Origin of the sequence: uncultured Enterovirga sp., assembly GCF_964242715.1 — a bacterium.
Classification (GTDB): domain Bacteria; phylum Pseudomonadota; class Alphaproteobacteria; order Rhizobiales; family Beijerinckiaceae; genus Enterovirga.
The window spans coordinates 1-15088 of record NZ_CAXTAZ010000026.1 but is presented as its reverse complement, the minus strand read 5'-3'; the positions used below and the strand labels follow the sequence as shown (position 1 = coordinate 15088).

Genomic DNA, 15088 nt, shown 5'->3' with positions numbered 1-15088 from the left:
AGCTGCACGGCGTCGGGCGTATTGCCCAGCTTCTCTCGTGAGTGAAGGCGCAGGGGATAGAGGGCGCGGGCCTGCTCGACCGTCCAGAGCGTCCCTCCAAACCGTTTCTGGTCAGGCGAAGCTGAGCACCTGACCGAGTGGCCGGCGCGGCTTCTGCCGCCAGTTCTCCGGCGTGCCGTATCCGATCGAGAGAAGCATCGCGGGGATCTCGGTCTCGGCGAGGCCGAACTCGCGCGAGACCGCCTCGTGATCGAACCCGATCATCGGGCCGGCGCCGAGACCCATCGCGTGAGCGGAGAGGATCATCGTCATCGCGCCGAAGGTGGCGGTCCGGATCGCTTCGTCGCGCTGGCGCCAGGGCTGGTCCGCGTAGAGGCTGCCGGCCCCGGCGACCCAGCCGTCGACCATCGCGGCGGGCATGATCCCGGCCTCGACCGCGGGCGCGAGACGATCCGGCAGCGTCTTCTCGTTGGCCATCTGGCCGATCACGATGAAGGTCACGGGCGCCCCGGTGATCTTCGCCTGGTTCCAGGCGATCGACCGCAATCGCGCCTTCGCGGCGGGCGTGCGGACGGCGATGAAGCGCCAGTTCTGGAGGTTGAAGGAGGTGGGCGCCGTCGTCGCGAGACGGACGAGTTCGCTGATCTGCTCGTCGCCGAGGTCGCGCGCGGTGTCGAACAGGACCGTCGTGCGGCGTTCTTCGATCGCGGTGATGATGGGGTGGGTCATGGGTATCCTGTCCAGCACATGATGTCGGTGACGAGATCGTCGGCTTGGTGGCTGCGCGGGCGGCTACAGGATGCTCTCCACGACGCCGCCGTCGACCCGCAGGGCCGAACCGGTGGTGGCGGAGGCCTGGGGCGAGCTCACGTAGAGGATCATGCTGGCGACCTCGTCGACCGTCGCTGCACGGCGGAGGATCGAGGAACTCCGGTGGGCGGCAACGAAGTCCGCGGCCTTTTTCTCGAGGTCTCCGGCGTCTCCGCCCTCGCCCTGGAGCATGCGGGCGACCCCATCCGACAGGGTCGGTCCCGGCAGCACCGTGTTGACCGTAACGCCCGTTCCGGCGAGGCGCTTTGCCAGGCCGCGCGAGACCGCGAGCTGCCCCGTCTTGGTGAAGCCGTAATGGATCATGTCGGCCGGAATGTTGATCGCCGATTCCGACGAGATGAACACGACGCGGCCCCAGCCGCGCTCGACCATTCCGGGCGCATAGGCCCTGGCCAGGCGGACGCCCGACATCACGTTGGTCTGGAAGAACCGTTCCCATTCCCCGTCCGGGGTGTCGAAGAAGTCCTGCGGCGCGTAGATGCCCAGGTTGTTGACGACGATGTCGAAGGCGGGATGCTCCGCGACGAGGCGCGCGCACCCATCGGCGAGCCGAGATCTCCCGCGAAGCCGTCGACATGCGAGGATGTCACGGAAAGCCGCGTCACGGCGTCCTCGACGCTGCCACTGCTTCGCCCGTTGATCACGACCTTCGCCCCTGCGGCCAGGAAGCCTCGGGCGGCTGCGAAGCCGATGCCGGCGGTGGATCCGCTGATGAAGACGCGGCGGCCGGAGAAGTCGATCTGCATGACGAGCACCTCGGTTGATAAACCGAGATTTAGATGGTCAGGGCAGCGGAGATTATTTGGGCCCTGGCGAAATGACTTTCCGAGAAAGTCGAACGGTGCTGCGTCGGCGCCAAGTCTTCTGCCGATCTATGCCGGGACTGGCAGCACGTCGCCGCTAGCGCAGCCGCTCCGCGAGAAAGTTGACCAGCGCGGCGCTGCGGCGGCTCGGAGGCCCCGGGGTCACCGCATAGAGATCGACCTGCCCGGCGACATACTCGTCGAGGGCCGTCTCCAGGGTCCCGGCTTCGAGGTCGGCGCGGATCTCCCAAAGGTTCTTGATGACGACGCCGCGTCCGGCGAGGGCCCATTCGCGCATCAGGTCACCGTCGCTGGCCTGACGGTCGCCCCTGACCTTGACGGTGAAAGGCTTGTCGTCGGCGCGAAACGGCCAGGCGGTCAGCGGTGCTCCGGGACGCGCCAGGATGACGCAGTTGTGGTGGGCCAGATCCTCCGGCCTTTTCGGCTTTCCGTGGCGCGCCCAATAGCCGGGAGAGGCGCAGACGAGGCGCGGTCCTCTGATGAGAAGCCGCGCGCGCAGGGTCGAGTCGGGAAGAGGCCCGTTCCGCAGTGCCAGGTCGATGCGCTCCTCGACCAGATCCAGGGTGGCGTCGCTGAGCAGCAGGGTCACGTGGATGCCGGGCTGGTCGTCCTGGAAGGCGTCGAGCAGCGGGCGCAGGAAGCGGCGGCCAAAGTCGTTCGTGACGCTGACGCGGATGGGGCCGGTGAGCGGGCCATCCTCGCGAAGACCCGTCACGGCGGCATCCCAATCGGACACGATGCGGCGCGCATCCTCAAGCAGCCGCTCGCCTTCATGCGTGAAGACCAGCTTGCGGGTGGACCGGATGATGAAGCGCGCTCCGAGCTCCTGTTCGAGCTGGCTGACGGCGAGCGCGACGGTCGAAGTGGCGATCACACGCTGGCGCGCGACCTTCGAGAAGCTGCCGGCATCCGCGACGTCCAGATACAGGCGTAGCGCGTCGATCCGGTCCATCCTGCGGCTTTCTCGAAGACTGCTTCGTCGCCGACCCTGATTATCAGGCCTGCAGACCGGAGCTTATCGTCTTTTGCGACCTGAGGGGCCGGCATCCGGCTGCAGGTTCCACGGGCAAAGCGAGGAGCCGAGCATGGGCCACCAGGACAGCGCGAATCCGACACGACGGGCCATCCTGCGATCGACGCTCGCAGCGGCTGCGCTGGGCCCGATCTTACCCCGATGGGCCGCGGCGGCCGGCAAGCCGGTCAGCGAGTACCGCGTTGCCTGGAATGCTGAGGCGCTGGGCAGGTTGCGCGAGCAGATCCAGGCCTTTCGCTTTCCCCGCTCCATCCAGGGCTCCGGCTGGCGCTACGGCGTCGACCCGGATTACCTCCGGGCGCTCGTCGCCTATTGGGGCAACGGTTTCGACATGGAGGGCGCCGCGGGCGTCCTGAACCGTTTTCCCCAATACACGACTCGCGTCGACGATCTCGACATCCATTTCATCCGTGTGGTCGGCGAAGGCGGTCCGGGCAAGGCGCGGCGCCCGCTGCTTCTCACACATGGATGGCCCGGCTCGACCTTCGAATTCTGGGACACGATCGCGCCTCTCGCCTTCCCGTCGGCGTCGGGCGCGGCAGGCGAGGTCGCCTTCGACCTGATCATTCCATCGCTCCCGGGCTGCGGTCCGTCGGGAAAGCCCGGCCGCCCGATCGGCGCACGCACGACCGCCCGGCTCTGGGACAAGCTGATGCGGGAAAATCTCGGCTATTCGACTATTATGCGGCGGGGGGGCGACTGGGGTGCCGGCGTGACCGGCTGGCTCGCGATCGACCGTCCGGATGCCGTGAAGGCCATCCACCTCAACCTGATGATCGTGGCGCCGGAAATCCTTCCCAGGACGGAGGCCGAACGCGCCTTTCTTCGGGATGCCGAGGTTCATGAGCGGCGTTGGGGCGCTTATTACCACCTGCAGGCAACCGAGCCTCAGTCCCTGGCCTACGCGATGATCGACGATCCGGTCGCGCAGGCAGCCTGGCTGATCCAGAGATTCTATCATTGGAGCGATCGGCGTACGCGCGCCTTTGACCAGATCTTCTCGATGGACCGCCTGCTCACGAACGTCATGATCTACGTCATGAACGACGCCTTCCAGACATCGACCTGGTTCTACACCGGCAGTCAGGAAGAGCGGGTCAAGCACATGCCGGACGGCATCCGCGTCGAAGTCCCGACCGGGTTCGCCTCCTATCCCGGCGACGGCCGGTCGCCCGCGCCGCCCCGCAGCATCGTGGAGCAAGGCCACAATCTGCGGCATTGGGCCGAGATGCCGAGCGGTGGCCATTTCGCCGCGATGGAGGTGCCGGATCTCTATGTCCGCAACCTGCGCGATTGGGCGGGGTCGCTCGACCTGTAAGCCCTCGCGCGGGCGCTCGAGTTTCCGCCCAGTCCGTGGTGACATTCTGTTCCGGCTACCCTTCTGCCTTCAGGCCATTCAGCATCGAGGTTCCGGAAAACGAGGCGAAGCGGCCATAACTTGCCTGGCAAACGGATGTCCGGTTCCGGGCAGACACATCGAGTCCGCAGTTGGCGCATGTCGGCTCCTGCGCTCTCAGGCCCCGAACTCGCACACTGGCATGTCCGACATGCCGCACGTGGTGTCCGAACCCGGCGGCGGATCAGATGAACCAGAGACTTCCTCCGGCGCGTGCGCCCAGCGATTAGCGCCCCCAACACGGCCGCCGGCAAGGGGGCTTCGGGTCTGTACTTCTAGCGCAAGGCGGTGCCGCGTATCCCTCAGCTGAGCTGGTTCGCGCTGGCCATCGCTGGTCGCTGGGATTTCGTCCGTGGGGTCCTGAGCGCCCCGGCCAGGGCTAGCACTTGGCCCGGGTGGACAAACTCGGCACAGGAACGAATGATCCGGCATTGACCGCGGACAACGCGGCGTGGAGGAAGCGCGATGACCAAACGCATGACCGGCACGGCCCTGTCTCGCCGCGGCCTGATCCTGGCCGGGACGTTGTCGCTAGCAACGCCTGCTTTGATCGGAAAGGCCCGAGCCCAATCACCCCGAAAGGTCGCAATGACGTCGGGTGGCTTCGAAACTGCTGCTGACGTGGCAAAAGCCGAGGCAGAGGGCGAAATCCTCTTCTACACCCACGACAGTGATCCAGCTGCCGCGGCCTTGATGAGCGCTTTCTCCAACGACTTCCCGAAGATCAAGGCGAACTACCTGCGCGCCCAGACAGGAGCGCTGTACAGCAAGATCCTGGCGGAGCGCTCCGCGAATCGCTTCTCCGCCGACGTCATCCAGTTTTCCGAGATTCCGACGGCGATGGATTTCCGCAAGCGAAGTGGCTTCGAAGTCTACGAGTCACCCCAAGGGAGGGCGTATCCGGCTGCCGCTCTGGACGATCCGCCGAACCACTTTTTCCATTCCGGCGTCATCTTCATGGGAATTGCCTATAACACTGACCGCGTGCCAGAGGCCGAGGCGCCAAAGACCTGGAAAGATTTGCTCGATCCGAAGTGGCGGGGCACGATCACGACGAAGCAGGCGAGCAGCGGTTCCCAATTCGTCCAATGGTACGAGCTCAGGCGCCTGTACGGCGACGCCTTCTGGAAGGAGTTCGCCAAACAGCGGCCGAAGGGCTTCGACTCGCGCGCCCAGCTTTTCGACCGGCTCGCGAAAGGCGACGACAAGATCTGCGGGATGGCGGAGTGGGCAGGTTACCAGCTGGTCAAGGAAAAGGGCGCCCCGGTAAAGTTCGTGGCGCCAGCGGACGGTCTGCCAACGGCGACCCTCGCCACGGGCGTCGTGAACAAGGCGCCGCATCCGGAGGCGGCTCGCCTGTTCCTCGATTGGCTCATGTCGCCCCGCGGGCAGCAGGTCTATCAGACAAACCCGTTCTACTATTATCCGTCGCTCCGCGCGGACGCCGCGCCGATGCCTGGCGGCTTTAAGCTCAGCGACTACAAGCTCCTGTTCCCCGACATTGAGAAGCTCGCCGCCTCGCACCCGACCTTCATCAAGGATTGGAACGGCATGATGGGCCTGTGAGGCGCCGCTCGTGGCCAGCGCGGCTCTGGCCGAGGAAGAAGGCAAGCGACGCACGCCCACGCAGCTGATCGTGGGCGTGGCGGTCGGGGTCGTCGCCGCAGTCCTTGTCCTCTACCCGATCTTCTTTCTCCTCCAGGCATCGCTCGATGTCGGCGAGCCCAACGTGCGGCCGCCGACCGCCTACGGGCTCGACAATTACGCGCTGCTCCCGAGCTACTGGGAGATCATGTTGAACACGCTGATCGTGGCTTTCGCGGCAACGATCATGGCGCTGGTATTCGGGTTCCTGAGCGCCTGGATTCTCACACGCACGAACGTGCCGTTCCGGCGCACGCTCGTGCAGCTCATGGCCGTGCCCTATTACGTCACGCCGCTCCTCGGCGCGCTCGCCTGGAGCCTGCTTGGCGCACCCGAGAGCGGATTCATCAACCAGGTCTGGCGGGCCGCAGGCGGGACGGGCGCGCTGATCGACGTGACCGGCCCGATCGGCATCGCCTGGGTGATGGCGCTGTTCGAGGGCTCCGTCGCCTTCGTCATGATCAGCGCCGTCATGCAGTCGATGGACCCGGCGCTCGAGGAGGCGAGCCAAGTGATCGGGGCGAGTCGCTGGCACACGATGATGAAGGTGACACTGCCCCTCGTCGCGCCGGGCGTTCTGGGCGCTGCGATCTACGTCTTCGCCGAGATGCTGGGCTCGTTCTCGGCCGCGCTCGTTCTCGGCTCGCCGAACCGCTTCTACGTCATCACGACGGCCATGTATCAGCTGGTCGGCCAATATCCCCCGCGCCTGCCGCTCGCGGCCGCCATGGGTGTCTCCCTCTTCGCGGTGATGTTCGCCATGATCTGGCTTTACCGGCGCATCACCGCCGGCAAAAGCTACGTGACGGTCGGCGGCAAGGCCTTCCGCCCGAGGCTCATGGACGTCGGCCGGCTGCGCTGGCTCTTCTTTGCAATCTGCGTCCTCTATCTGGTCCTCGCGGTCGGGCTGCCCTTCTTCGTCCTGATCTTCGCCTCGGTGCAGCGCCTCGCCACGGCCTTCCCGAGCCTCGACAATTTTACGCTCGAACACTACCGCACCGCCTTCTCGCTGAACGCGGTTCGCCAGGCGCTCTGGAACAGCCTGTTCCTCGGTGTCATGACCGCCACGATCGGCATCGTCGTCACAGGGCTGCTGGCCTGGCTGATCCAGCGCTCCAAGATCCCCGGGCGCGGAACCCTCGAATACATCGTGATGTTCCCGCAAGCCGTGCCGCGCCTTGTTTTCGCGTTCGGCATGATGTGGGCTTGGCTCGTCTTTCCGATCCCGATTTATGGCACGATCTGGGTCCTGCTCATCGCGTATCTGACCGTCTTCCTGCCGCTGGGCGTCCGGGCGATCTCGGGCGTGCTGGTGCAGCTCGACAGGAGCCTGGAGGAATGCGGCGAGATGTGCGGCGCCTCGTGGGGCTATCGCATGCGCACCATCACGATGCCCCTGCTGCGGCCGGGGCTCCTGGCCGCCTGGCTCCTGATCTTCATCTCGAGCGTGCGCGAACTCGGGGCCTCGATCCTGCTCATAGGCCCCGACAGTAAGGTGCTGACGCCCGCCATCGTCGAGGCCTTTTTCACCACCTCGAGCGAACTGACGGCCGCGATGGCGCTGATCCAGACGGTGCTCGTCGGTCTCGCCATGCTGGTCCTCTTTCCGCTGGTCGGGCGATTGTCCCGGCACGGAGGCGCAACGCCATGACGCCGACGCCGCATATCCAGGTAGAGGATCTCGTCGTCCGCTACGGCGACGTCACGGCGGTCGGGCCCGTCAGCTTCTCGATCGAGCCGGGCCGCCAGCTCACGCTGCTCGGCCCATCGGGCTGCGGCAAGACCACCTCGCTGCGCGCCGTGGCGGGCCTCGAGAAGCCGAGCCAGGGCCGCATCACGATTGGCGGCCGAACCTTCTACGACCACGCCGCCCGCATCCACGTGCCGGCCGAGGAACGCGGGCTGTCGATGGTGTTCCAGTCCTACGCGATCTGGCCGCATATGACGGTGTTTGAGAACGTCGCCTACGGCCTGCGGGTGCGAAAGAAGAGCGCGGCCGAGATCAAGGAGAGGGTGGCCCAGGCGCTCGACCTCGTGCAGATGGGTCCCTACGCCCAGCGCCAGGCGTCGCAGCTCTCCGGCGGCCAGCAGCAGCGCGTGGCTCTGGCCCGCGCCTGTGCTTTCTCGCCGTCGGTTCTCCTTTTCGACGAGCCGCTCTCCAACCTCGATGCCAAGCTGCGCGGCGACATGCGGATCGAGCTGCGCGAGCTGCAGCACCGGCTCGGCGTGACCTCGCTCTACGTGACGCATGATCTCGAGGAGGCGCTCGCGATGTCGGACCGCATCGTCGTGATGCGCGGCGGACACATCGAGCAGACCGGCACGCCGGAAGACATCTACAACCGCCCCCGGACGGAGTTCGTGGCCGATTTCGTCGGCTCGGCCAACTTGATCCGGGGCCGGCTGCGGCCCGATCTCGCCAGCGGCGACACGATTGCGATCGAGACCGCGAGCGGTCATGTCGTGCATGGCACCTCGCTTGGCCGCGCGCCCGGCCCGAACCCGACCTTTGCGATCCGTACGGTCCACCTCGACCTTCGCGATTGCGGAGACGCGAACGCTCGCAATCTCTGGCCGGTCACTGTGAAGCGCTCGGTCTTCCTCGGCGACTTGAACCAGATCCATGTCGACTGGGGCGGACGCGACATCGTCCTGCGGCAGACGGCTCGTCAGACGTGGCGCGAAGGGCGGCAGGCCCATCTCCACGCGGCGCCGGAGAACTGCACCCTGCTCGAAGGTGCCGGTTAGCGACGGCGACTTGCGCCGCTCAGGGAGCACCTCCTACCCTGATCCATCCGTGCTTCACCGAAAGTTGCCGCCGCGAACGTCCGGTCTCGGGCAAGCACCTGATATTTGGTTTTAGCGCGAGGCGGAACGCTGCCGGTGCGAGCCTGGGTTTCAACGCTGGCCCGATCGAGGCGGCATTTTCGATGAGCCACCGTCATGTTCGGGTCTCCACCAAGGCCCTATCCCGGCCCGCTCAGGCACTCGGACGACCGCCGTTCAGGCTGCGGAGCAGAAACGAGACCATGTCCTCGAGCGCCGGGCCCGGCTCCTCGGCGCACTGGACGATCAAGCCCGGGTGGCAAAAACGGACCATGGCCGCGTGGACACATCGCGCCGCGACCGGCGCATCATCGACCTGGAACTCCCCCGATCGCGCTCCCTCGTCCACCAGCCGGCAGAGCATCTCGTCCACACAGGCGATGTGCCGGTGCACGACCTGCCAGCTCTCGGCCATCGCCACCTCGACCATCTCGTGCATGCGCCGCTCGGTCGTGAAGCGCTCCGTGCTGAGGCGGTTGAGGGCGCGCAGGAACTCGGCCAGCCGGTCTGTCGCCGAGACACCCGGCCGCAACGCGATAGCCGACAGTTCCGCCTCGAGCTCGAACATGATGCGGTCGGCGACGGCCTCGTTGATGGCCTTCTTCGACTCGAAGAAGCGGTAGACGTTCGCCGGGCTCATCCGGAGGGTTTTCGCGATGTCGGCCACCGTCGTCTTGCGATAGCCGATCTCACGGAACAGCTTCTCGGCGATGCGCAGAATGGCGCACCGCGTGCCGGACAATTCCGCGTTCTGGGTCGGTCGTTCCGTGATCTGCGACGACATCGTGCTTCGCGGTCTAGCTTATTCCGCCGCGAGGGCGAAGGGTTTGAAGGTCTCCGGGGCAGCCTCCGGTACGGCGCCGCCCCGCTCGTCCAGGCGCTTGCGGAACCATAATCCGTACAAGGCCGGCAGGAATAGCAGCGTCAAGAACGTGGCGACGAACAGCCCGCCCATGATGGTGACCGCCATCGGTCCCCAGAAGGCGCTTCGTGAGAGCGGGATCATGGCCAGGATGGCGGCGAGCGCGGTGAGGACGACGGGCCGCGCCCGTCGCACCGTCGCGTCCACGATCGCGTCCCGGCGGGCGTGGCCAGCCGCGACGTCTGTCTCGATCTGGTCGACCAGGATGACGGCGTTCCGCATGATCATCCCGGCCAGCGCGATCAGACCGAGGAGCGCCACGAAGCCGAAGGGCATCGAGGCCGCGTTCAGGGCGAGCGATGCCCCGACCAGCCCCAGCGGCGCCGTCAGAAAGACGAGCAGCAGACGCGAGAAGTTCTGGAGCTGAATCATGAGGATTGTCAGCATCACGCCGAACATGATCGGAAAGAGCGAGAAGAGGGACGTGTTCGCCTTGGCTGATTCCTCGACCGCGCCGCCGATCTCGAGACGGTAGCCGGGCGCGAGCGAGTCGCGCACGCCTTGCAGGGTTGGCCAGATCGCGTTGGTGACGTCCGGCGGCTGCACGCCGTCGACGACGTCCCCCCGCACCGTGATCGCCATGTCCCGGTTGCGCCGCCACAGGATCGGCTCCTCGTGGGCGAATTCCAGGCGCGCGACCTGGGAGACCGGCACCGGCACGCCGCTCCGCGAGACGATCGTGAGGTCGCCGATATGACCGAGGTCGAGCCGCTCGGAGGCGGTCGCCCGGGCGACGATGCCGACCTTCTCGGTCCCGTCGCGCAGCGTCGTGACCGTGACGCCGGAAATCAGCGTCTGCAGGGTCTGGGCGACATCCTGGACGTTCAGGCCCAGCGCCCGCGCCCGCTCCTGGTCGACGACGAGCCGGACGCTCGGACTCATCTCGTTCCAGTCGAGGTTGACGTCGAGCATCTTGTCGTTCGCCCGGACGAGGTCCCGGACCCGGTAGGCGATTTCGCGCACCTGCAAGGGATCAGGGCCGACGACGCGGAACTGCACTGGGAAACCGACCGGCGGGCCGAAATTGAAGCGGTCCACCCGGATGCGGGCCTGGGACAGCCTGCCGTCCGCGACGGATTTCTCGAGCCGGGTCTTGAGGCGTTCCCGCGCCTCGACGTCACGGGCGACGATCACGATCTCGGCGAAGGCCTGGTTCGGAAGCTGCGGATTGAGCCCGAGCCAGAAGCGCGGGCTGCCCTGGCCGACATAGGCCGTGAAGGTGGACACGTCGGTATCGTCGCGTCCGATCAATCCCTCCGCCTCCTTCACGGCTGGGAGCGTGGCGCCGATCGCGGTGCCTTCCGGCATGCGGATCTGGAGGAACAATTCGGGTCTCTCCGACAGCGGAAAGAATTGCTGCTGGACATGTCCGAACCCGACCACCGCGCCGGCGAAGATCGCGACCGTCGCCGCGACCGTTGTGACGCGCCAGCGCAAGCAGGCCGAGACGGCCCGGCGCAGCGCACGGTACATCCGGGTTTGGTAGATAGCGTCGGGGTCACCGTGGTGGCCGACCTTGTCCTTCGGCAGCAGGAGCACGCCGAGATAGGGCGTGAACACGACGGCCACGATCCAGGACGCGATCAGCGCGATCGCCACGACCCAGAAGATCCCGCCGGCATATTCACCGACCGACGAGGCCGCGAAGCCGACCGGAAGGAAGCCCGCGATGGTGACCAGGGTGCCGGTCAGCATGGGAAAGGCCGTGGAGGTCCAGGCGAAGGATGCGGCCGACACCCTGTCCAGGCCCTGCTCCATCTTCACGACCATGATCTCGACCGCGATGATGGCGTCGTCGACCAGGAGACCGAGCGCGATGATGAGCGCGCCGAGCGTGATCCGGTGCAGGTCGATGCCGAGCATGAGCATGACCGCGAAGGTCAGGGCGAGGACGAGCGGAACCGAGAGCGCGACGACGATGCCGGTCCGCCAGCCGAGCGACAGAAAGCTCACGGCCAGCACGATCGCGAGCGCCTCGACGAAGGAATGCTCGAATTCGGAGAGGGCCCCCTCGACCACCTTCGGCTGATCGGCCACCTGGTCCAAGTCGAAGCCTTGCGGGACGGAGGCCATGAAGGCCGAGACGGCCTCGGCCACGCTCGTCCCGAAGCTCTGGATATTCGCGCCCTTGGTCATCACGACGCCGATCCCGAGCGCCGGCTCGCCGCGCTGGCGGACGAGGCCGTCCGGAGGGTCAATGAAGCCGCGGGTGACGGTCGCGATGTCGCCCAGCCGAAACGTCCGGCCGCCCGCCTCGACCGGCGCCTCCTCCACCGCCCGCACGCCGTCCAGGGCTCCGGTCACGCGGAGCGGCACGCGCTGCGCGCCGGTCTCGATGGTCCCAGCCGCCGCGACGACATTCTGGCGGGCGAGGGTGTCGAACAGGGTCTGGGGCGTGATCCCGAGCGTGGCAAGCTTCGCGTGGGTGAACTCGACGAAAATCCGCTCGTCCTGAACGCCGTAGAGATTCACCTTGGCTACGGACTCGACCTTCAGGAGCCTCTGGCGAAGCCCCTCGGCGACCCGCTTCAGGGCCGCGTAATCGGCGCCGGAACCGGTCAGCATGTAGAGGTTGGAATCGACGTCGCCGTACTCGTCGTTGACGGCCGTCGTCGAGCCGGTCGGCAACTCGCCCCGGATATCGTCGAGCTTCTTGCGGATCTGGTAGAAGAGGGCCGGCAATTCACGCGGGGGCGTGTTGTCCCGGAACGCGACCTGCATCGCTGTGAAGGACGGCTTCGTGTAGGTCGTGACCTTGTCGAACCAGGCGAGTTCCTGGAGCTTCTTCTCGATCCGGTCGGAGACCTGATCCTGCATCTCCCGAGCGGTCGCGCCAGGCCAGACGGCCGTGACGATCGCGACCTTGATCGCAAAGTTCGGATCCTCGGCACGGCCGAGCCGGAGAAAGGACAGCGTTCCGGCCACGCTGATCGCCAGGATCAGGAACAGAACCAGCGCGCGATGGCGAACGGCCCATTCGGAAAGGTTGAACGACGGCACGGCCACTCTCCCGCGGTCAGAACTGAAGAGCCTCGATCACCCGGACGATCTGTCCCGGATCGAGCTTCGACACGCCGAGCGCTACGACCCGGTCCCCATCTTCGACCCCGCTCCCGATCAGAACCTCGACCGCCTCATAGGCTGCAACGTCGACCGGCTTGAGGGTGGGTCGCCCCTCCGTGCCGACCGTCCACACGGCCGGGCCCGTTCCCTGGTTGAACAGGGCCGAAAGCGGAAGCCGGGCGACGCGCTCGCGATCGGGGACCGCGATCGTAACGGTCGCGGTCATACCGATCTGAACCGTCTCGTCGGCTGCCGGGATCGAAAATCGCGCGAGGTAAGTGCGCGTGGCAGGGTCCGCCGACGGCGCGAACTCGCGAAGCTTCGCCTCGTATCGCGTCCCGGGGTTCGACCAGAGCGTCATGGCTGCCCGGCCCTTCGCAAGACTGAGCAGGGATTCGGGGATGGAAACGACCGCCTCCTTCTCGTTCGTCCTGGCGAGCCTGATCGCCGCCTGTCCGGCCGTGACCACCTGACCGGGCTCGATGCTGGTCGCGGTCACAACGCCGTCGGCATCCGCTGTGAGAACCGCATAGGATCTCGCATTCCGGGCGAGCGTCATGGCACGCTCGGCACGGAGCAAGCGGCCGCGGGCTTCCTCCGTCACGGCCTGCTGCCGGTCGAGGCTGGCTGATGCCGAGTAGCCCTTCGAGGTCAGGCTCTCGGTTCGCACGAGATCCGCTTCTGCCTGTCGAAGCGACGCGGCTGCAGCCCGCGCCTCCGCCTCGGCCTGTTCGGTCTGGAGCCCGAGGTCGACCTCGTCCAACGAGGCAAGCTGTTGGCCCCCTCGCACGACGTCGCCAACCCCCACAAGCCGACGTGCCACCTTCCCGGCGACCCGGAAGCCGAGATCCGTCTCCACGCGAGGTCGGATGGTGCCGACTAGGCTCCGTTCGGTGACCCGGTCCGCGTAGGCGACGGTCTTGACCAGCACCGGACGAGGCGGCGGTCCGGCCTTGGCCGCTTGCGATGAGGGCTCCCCGCAGGCCGCCAGCGCTGAAACGAAGATCACCGCGGCTAGGTGGGGCACAAGCGAAGGCATGAAAGGCTCCTATGACGAGTGACGAATAGGATATTTCGTCAGTTATCACAAGCCGCGTGATGAAGCGAGTAGCTGATTTGAGGGTTATGGGGCTTGCAAGGCGCTCGACAGAGGGCAGGACCAAGGGTGGCGGGAGGACGGAACGCCAAGCCAGTTCGGACACTGAGCCGCTCTGATCAGTGCTCAGAGGCTCTCGATGTGATGAAGAACCCGAAGAACCCAGCGACTCGAGCGCAGGCGACCTGATCTCCCAGCTGGTAGATGAACGGGCCCTCACGGCCCCGATGCGGTCTAGGCCGGGAGAATGGGCGACGTTGGCCGCATGCAGGCCTGGGCCGGCCAATCTGCTGCCCTAGCAAGAGCGGAGCCTGCAGGTGACGTCGTCCGAACGCTCTGGGCCCAGGCTCGCGCCATTCTCGCCTGAGGCCGCGAGCGATACCCGACCTTGTCAATGGGGCAGGGTCTCCGGCCCGAAGCGTGGATCTTACGTCTGCTTTCGGGAGTGCGCCTGGAGTCCGCTCCTGGCGCACTTGGGAAGTCTGGTCGCAACCTGGATTCGCCCTGAGCGCACTGATGACGTTACTGGTTGCAACCAGAACCGGAGACGCCATCCGACCTGAAGCGCCGATCAGGGGCGAGTTCCGGATCGGTCGAAACGCCCGTCTCTCTTACTCATAGCGTGTGCGGGAAGTGGTCGAGCCGTGCCTGGCACCATAAACTTGCGTCCAGGGACACACCCTCCATCCACGATCTTCCGTCGGGAAACGTAACTGGGCGGCCTGGGCGACGAGCGGCGATGGTTCAGTGCGGCGACATTCGAGTTCGAACAGACGTGCGTCCGTCCAGCCCGGGCCCGCGCGACCGACCGATCAGAGCTGCCAGCGATACGCGGCGAAGACGTTCGTCGCCCGACGCCGCAAAGGCTCGCTGCACAGCCTCCTGCCCCTCGGTATCGCGGCAGCTGCCCGTCTCGAATTTGCATGACGGCCCCCAGACTACCGGGGTGGAGCAGTCCAGCTTCGACGAGGTCCGTTCAGAAGGCGGAGAGGTCTACCCGCGGCAGGCGGCGCTCTCCTCGCGCAACCGGCTGTCGCTGTTCCACGACAGCGGCCACAGCCCGTTCTACGAGGAGCCGGCCCGCTACAATCGTGAGCTCGCCGCCTTCGTGATCAACGCCGCGCGCGGGTGAGGGCGCGGCCGACCTCGATCGGCGCACCCTCCGTGCCGGCGGGGCGTTGACTGGCGTGGCGGCCATGCCGACCGGCGCGGCCGTTCGGGACCCGGATGCGCCGTTCTTCCCCGGGTTCCGCCCGCTCGACGTCGATGCGGGTGGGGTCCGCTTCGCCGGCGCGATCGGCGGCGACGGTCCTCCGCTCCTTTTGCTCGATCGGCCACAAGGCCGCAGCGATCAAAGAACGGCCATGCCGAGCTTCTCGAGCACCGCCGCAGATCGGGCTACCCTCAATCGTACGCGTGTTTCTGCGATGGAAACACGCGTAGGCTGAGGTGC

11 protein-coding genes and 1 pseudogene are annotated in these 15088 nt (G+C 66.5%); 5 read left to right on the top strand and 7 right to left on the bottom strand.

Features of this window, described 5'->3' with window-relative positions; all coding sequences use genetic code 11:
* Positions 1-111: 111 nt before the first annotated feature.
* The 3 genes and pseudogenes from ACFE87_RS13935 to ACFE87_RS13925 all read right to left on the bottom strand — a co-directional run bounded on the left by ACFE87_RS13935 (position 112) and on the right by ACFE87_RS13925 (position 2607).
* A complete protein-coding gene (locus ACFE87_RS13935) occupies positions 112-729 on the bottom strand; it encodes a nitroreductase family protein (protein ID WP_375460246.1) in 618 nt (205 codons plus the stop codon).
* Between the two features lie 63 nt (positions 730-792).
* A pseudogene (locus ACFE87_RS13930) lies at positions 793-1577 on the bottom strand (SDR family NAD(P)-dependent oxidoreductase).
* Between the two features lie 154 nt (positions 1578-1731).
* The gene (locus tag ACFE87_RS13925; protein ID WP_375460245.1) at positions 1732-2607 is read right to left on the bottom strand and encodes a LysR substrate-binding domain-containing protein; all 876 of its coding nucleotides are present in this window, start codon (positions 2605-2607) and stop codon (positions 1732-1734) included.
* Positions 2608-2740: 133 nt separating this feature from the next.
* On the opposite strand from ACFE87_RS13925, the gene ACFE87_RS13920 reads away from it, so the two are divergent.
* From ACFE87_RS13920 to ACFE87_RS13905, 4 genes are all read left to right on the top strand, one after another.
* On the top strand, positions 2741-4006 hold the full coding sequence (locus tag ACFE87_RS13920) for an epoxide hydrolase family protein (protein WP_375460244.1): 1266 nt from the start codon (positions 2741-2743) through the stop codon (positions 4004-4006).
* Between the two features lie 543 nt (positions 4007-4549).
* Entirely contained in the window at positions 4550-5650 is a 1101-nt protein-coding gene (locus ACFE87_RS13915) for an ABC transporter substrate-binding protein (RefSeq protein WP_375460243.1), read from the top strand.
* Between the two features lie 10 nt (positions 5651-5660).
* Positions 5661-7379: an ABC transporter permease gene (locus tag ACFE87_RS13910; RefSeq protein WP_375460242.1), complete on the top strand. Its 1719-nt coding sequence runs from the start codon at positions 5661-5663 to the stop codon at positions 7377-7379.
* On the top strand, positions 7376-8476 hold the full coding sequence (locus ACFE87_RS13905) for an ABC transporter ATP-binding protein (RefSeq protein ID WP_375460241.1): 1101 nt from the start codon (positions 7376-7378) through the stop codon (positions 8474-8476). Before ACFE87_RS13910 ends, ACFE87_RS13905 begins: the two co-directional genes overlap by 4 nt.
* Before the next feature lie 232 nt (positions 8477-8708).
* Here the strand turns inward: ACFE87_RS13905 and ACFE87_RS13900 are convergent, their stop codons facing one another.
* Genes ACFE87_RS13900 through ACFE87_RS13890 form a run of 3 tightly spaced genes read right to left on the bottom strand, consistent with a single transcriptional unit; the run spans position 8709 to position 13578 of the window.
* Positions 8709-9338: a TetR/AcrR family transcriptional regulator gene (locus tag ACFE87_RS13900; RefSeq protein WP_375460240.1), complete on the bottom strand. Its 630-nt coding sequence runs from the start codon at positions 9336-9338 to the stop codon at positions 8709-8711.
* Positions 9339-9356: 18 nt separating this feature from the next.
* Complete coding sequence (locus ACFE87_RS13895) at positions 9357-12476, bottom strand: efflux RND transporter permease subunit (RefSeq protein ID WP_375460239.1); 3120 nt, start codon at positions 12474-12476, stop codon at positions 9357-9359.
* 16 nt (positions 12477-12492) lie between these two features.
* On the bottom strand, positions 12493-13578 hold the full coding sequence (locus ACFE87_RS13890) for an efflux RND transporter periplasmic adaptor subunit (RefSeq protein ID WP_375460238.1): 1086 nt from the start codon (positions 13576-13578) through the stop codon (positions 12493-12495).
* A 1003-nt stretch (positions 13579-14581) separates the two neighbouring features.
* Here ACFE87_RS13890 and ACFE87_RS13885 point away from each other — a divergent pair.
* The gene (locus ACFE87_RS13885; RefSeq protein ID WP_375460237.1) at positions 14582-14767 is read left to right on the top strand and encodes a hypothetical protein; all 186 of its coding nucleotides are present in this window, start codon (positions 14582-14584) and stop codon (positions 14765-14767) included.
* Here the strand turns inward: ACFE87_RS13885 and ACFE87_RS13880 are convergent.
* On the bottom strand, positions 14748-15088 hold a 341-nt coding region (locus ACFE87_RS13880), incomplete at its 5' end, for a hypothetical protein (RefSeq protein WP_375460236.1). The genes ACFE87_RS13885 and ACFE87_RS13880 overlap by 20 nt on opposite strands.

Excerpts from the sequence above, each read along its gene's own strand:
- ACFE87_RS13915 (WP_375460243.1), top strand. The coding sequence starts at position 4,550 with ATGACCAAACGCATGACCGGCACGGCCCTGTCTCGCCGCGGCCTGATC.
- ACFE87_RS13900 (WP_375460240.1), bottom strand. The coding sequence starts at position 9,338 with ATGTCGTCGCAGATCACGGAACGACCGACCCAGAACGCGGAATTGTCC.
- ACFE87_RS13905 (WP_375460241.1), top strand. The coding sequence starts at position 7,376 with ATGACGCCGACGCCGCATATCCAGGTAGAGGATCTCGTCGTCCGCTAC.
- ACFE87_RS13935 (WP_375460246.1), bottom strand. The coding sequence starts at position 729 with ATGACCCACCCCATCATCACCGCGATCGAAGAACGCCGCACGACGGTC.
- ACFE87_RS13920 (WP_375460244.1), top strand. The coding sequence starts at position 2,741 with ATGGGCCACCAGGACAGCGCGAATCCGACACGACGGGCCATCCTGCGA.
- ACFE87_RS13890 (WP_375460238.1), bottom strand. The coding sequence starts at position 13,578 with ATGCCTTCGCTTGTGCCCCACCTAGCCGCGGTGATCTTCGTTTCAGCG.
- ACFE87_RS13925 (WP_375460245.1), bottom strand. The coding sequence starts at position 2,607 with ATGGACCGGATCGACGCGCTACGCCTGTATCTGGACGTCGCGGATGCC.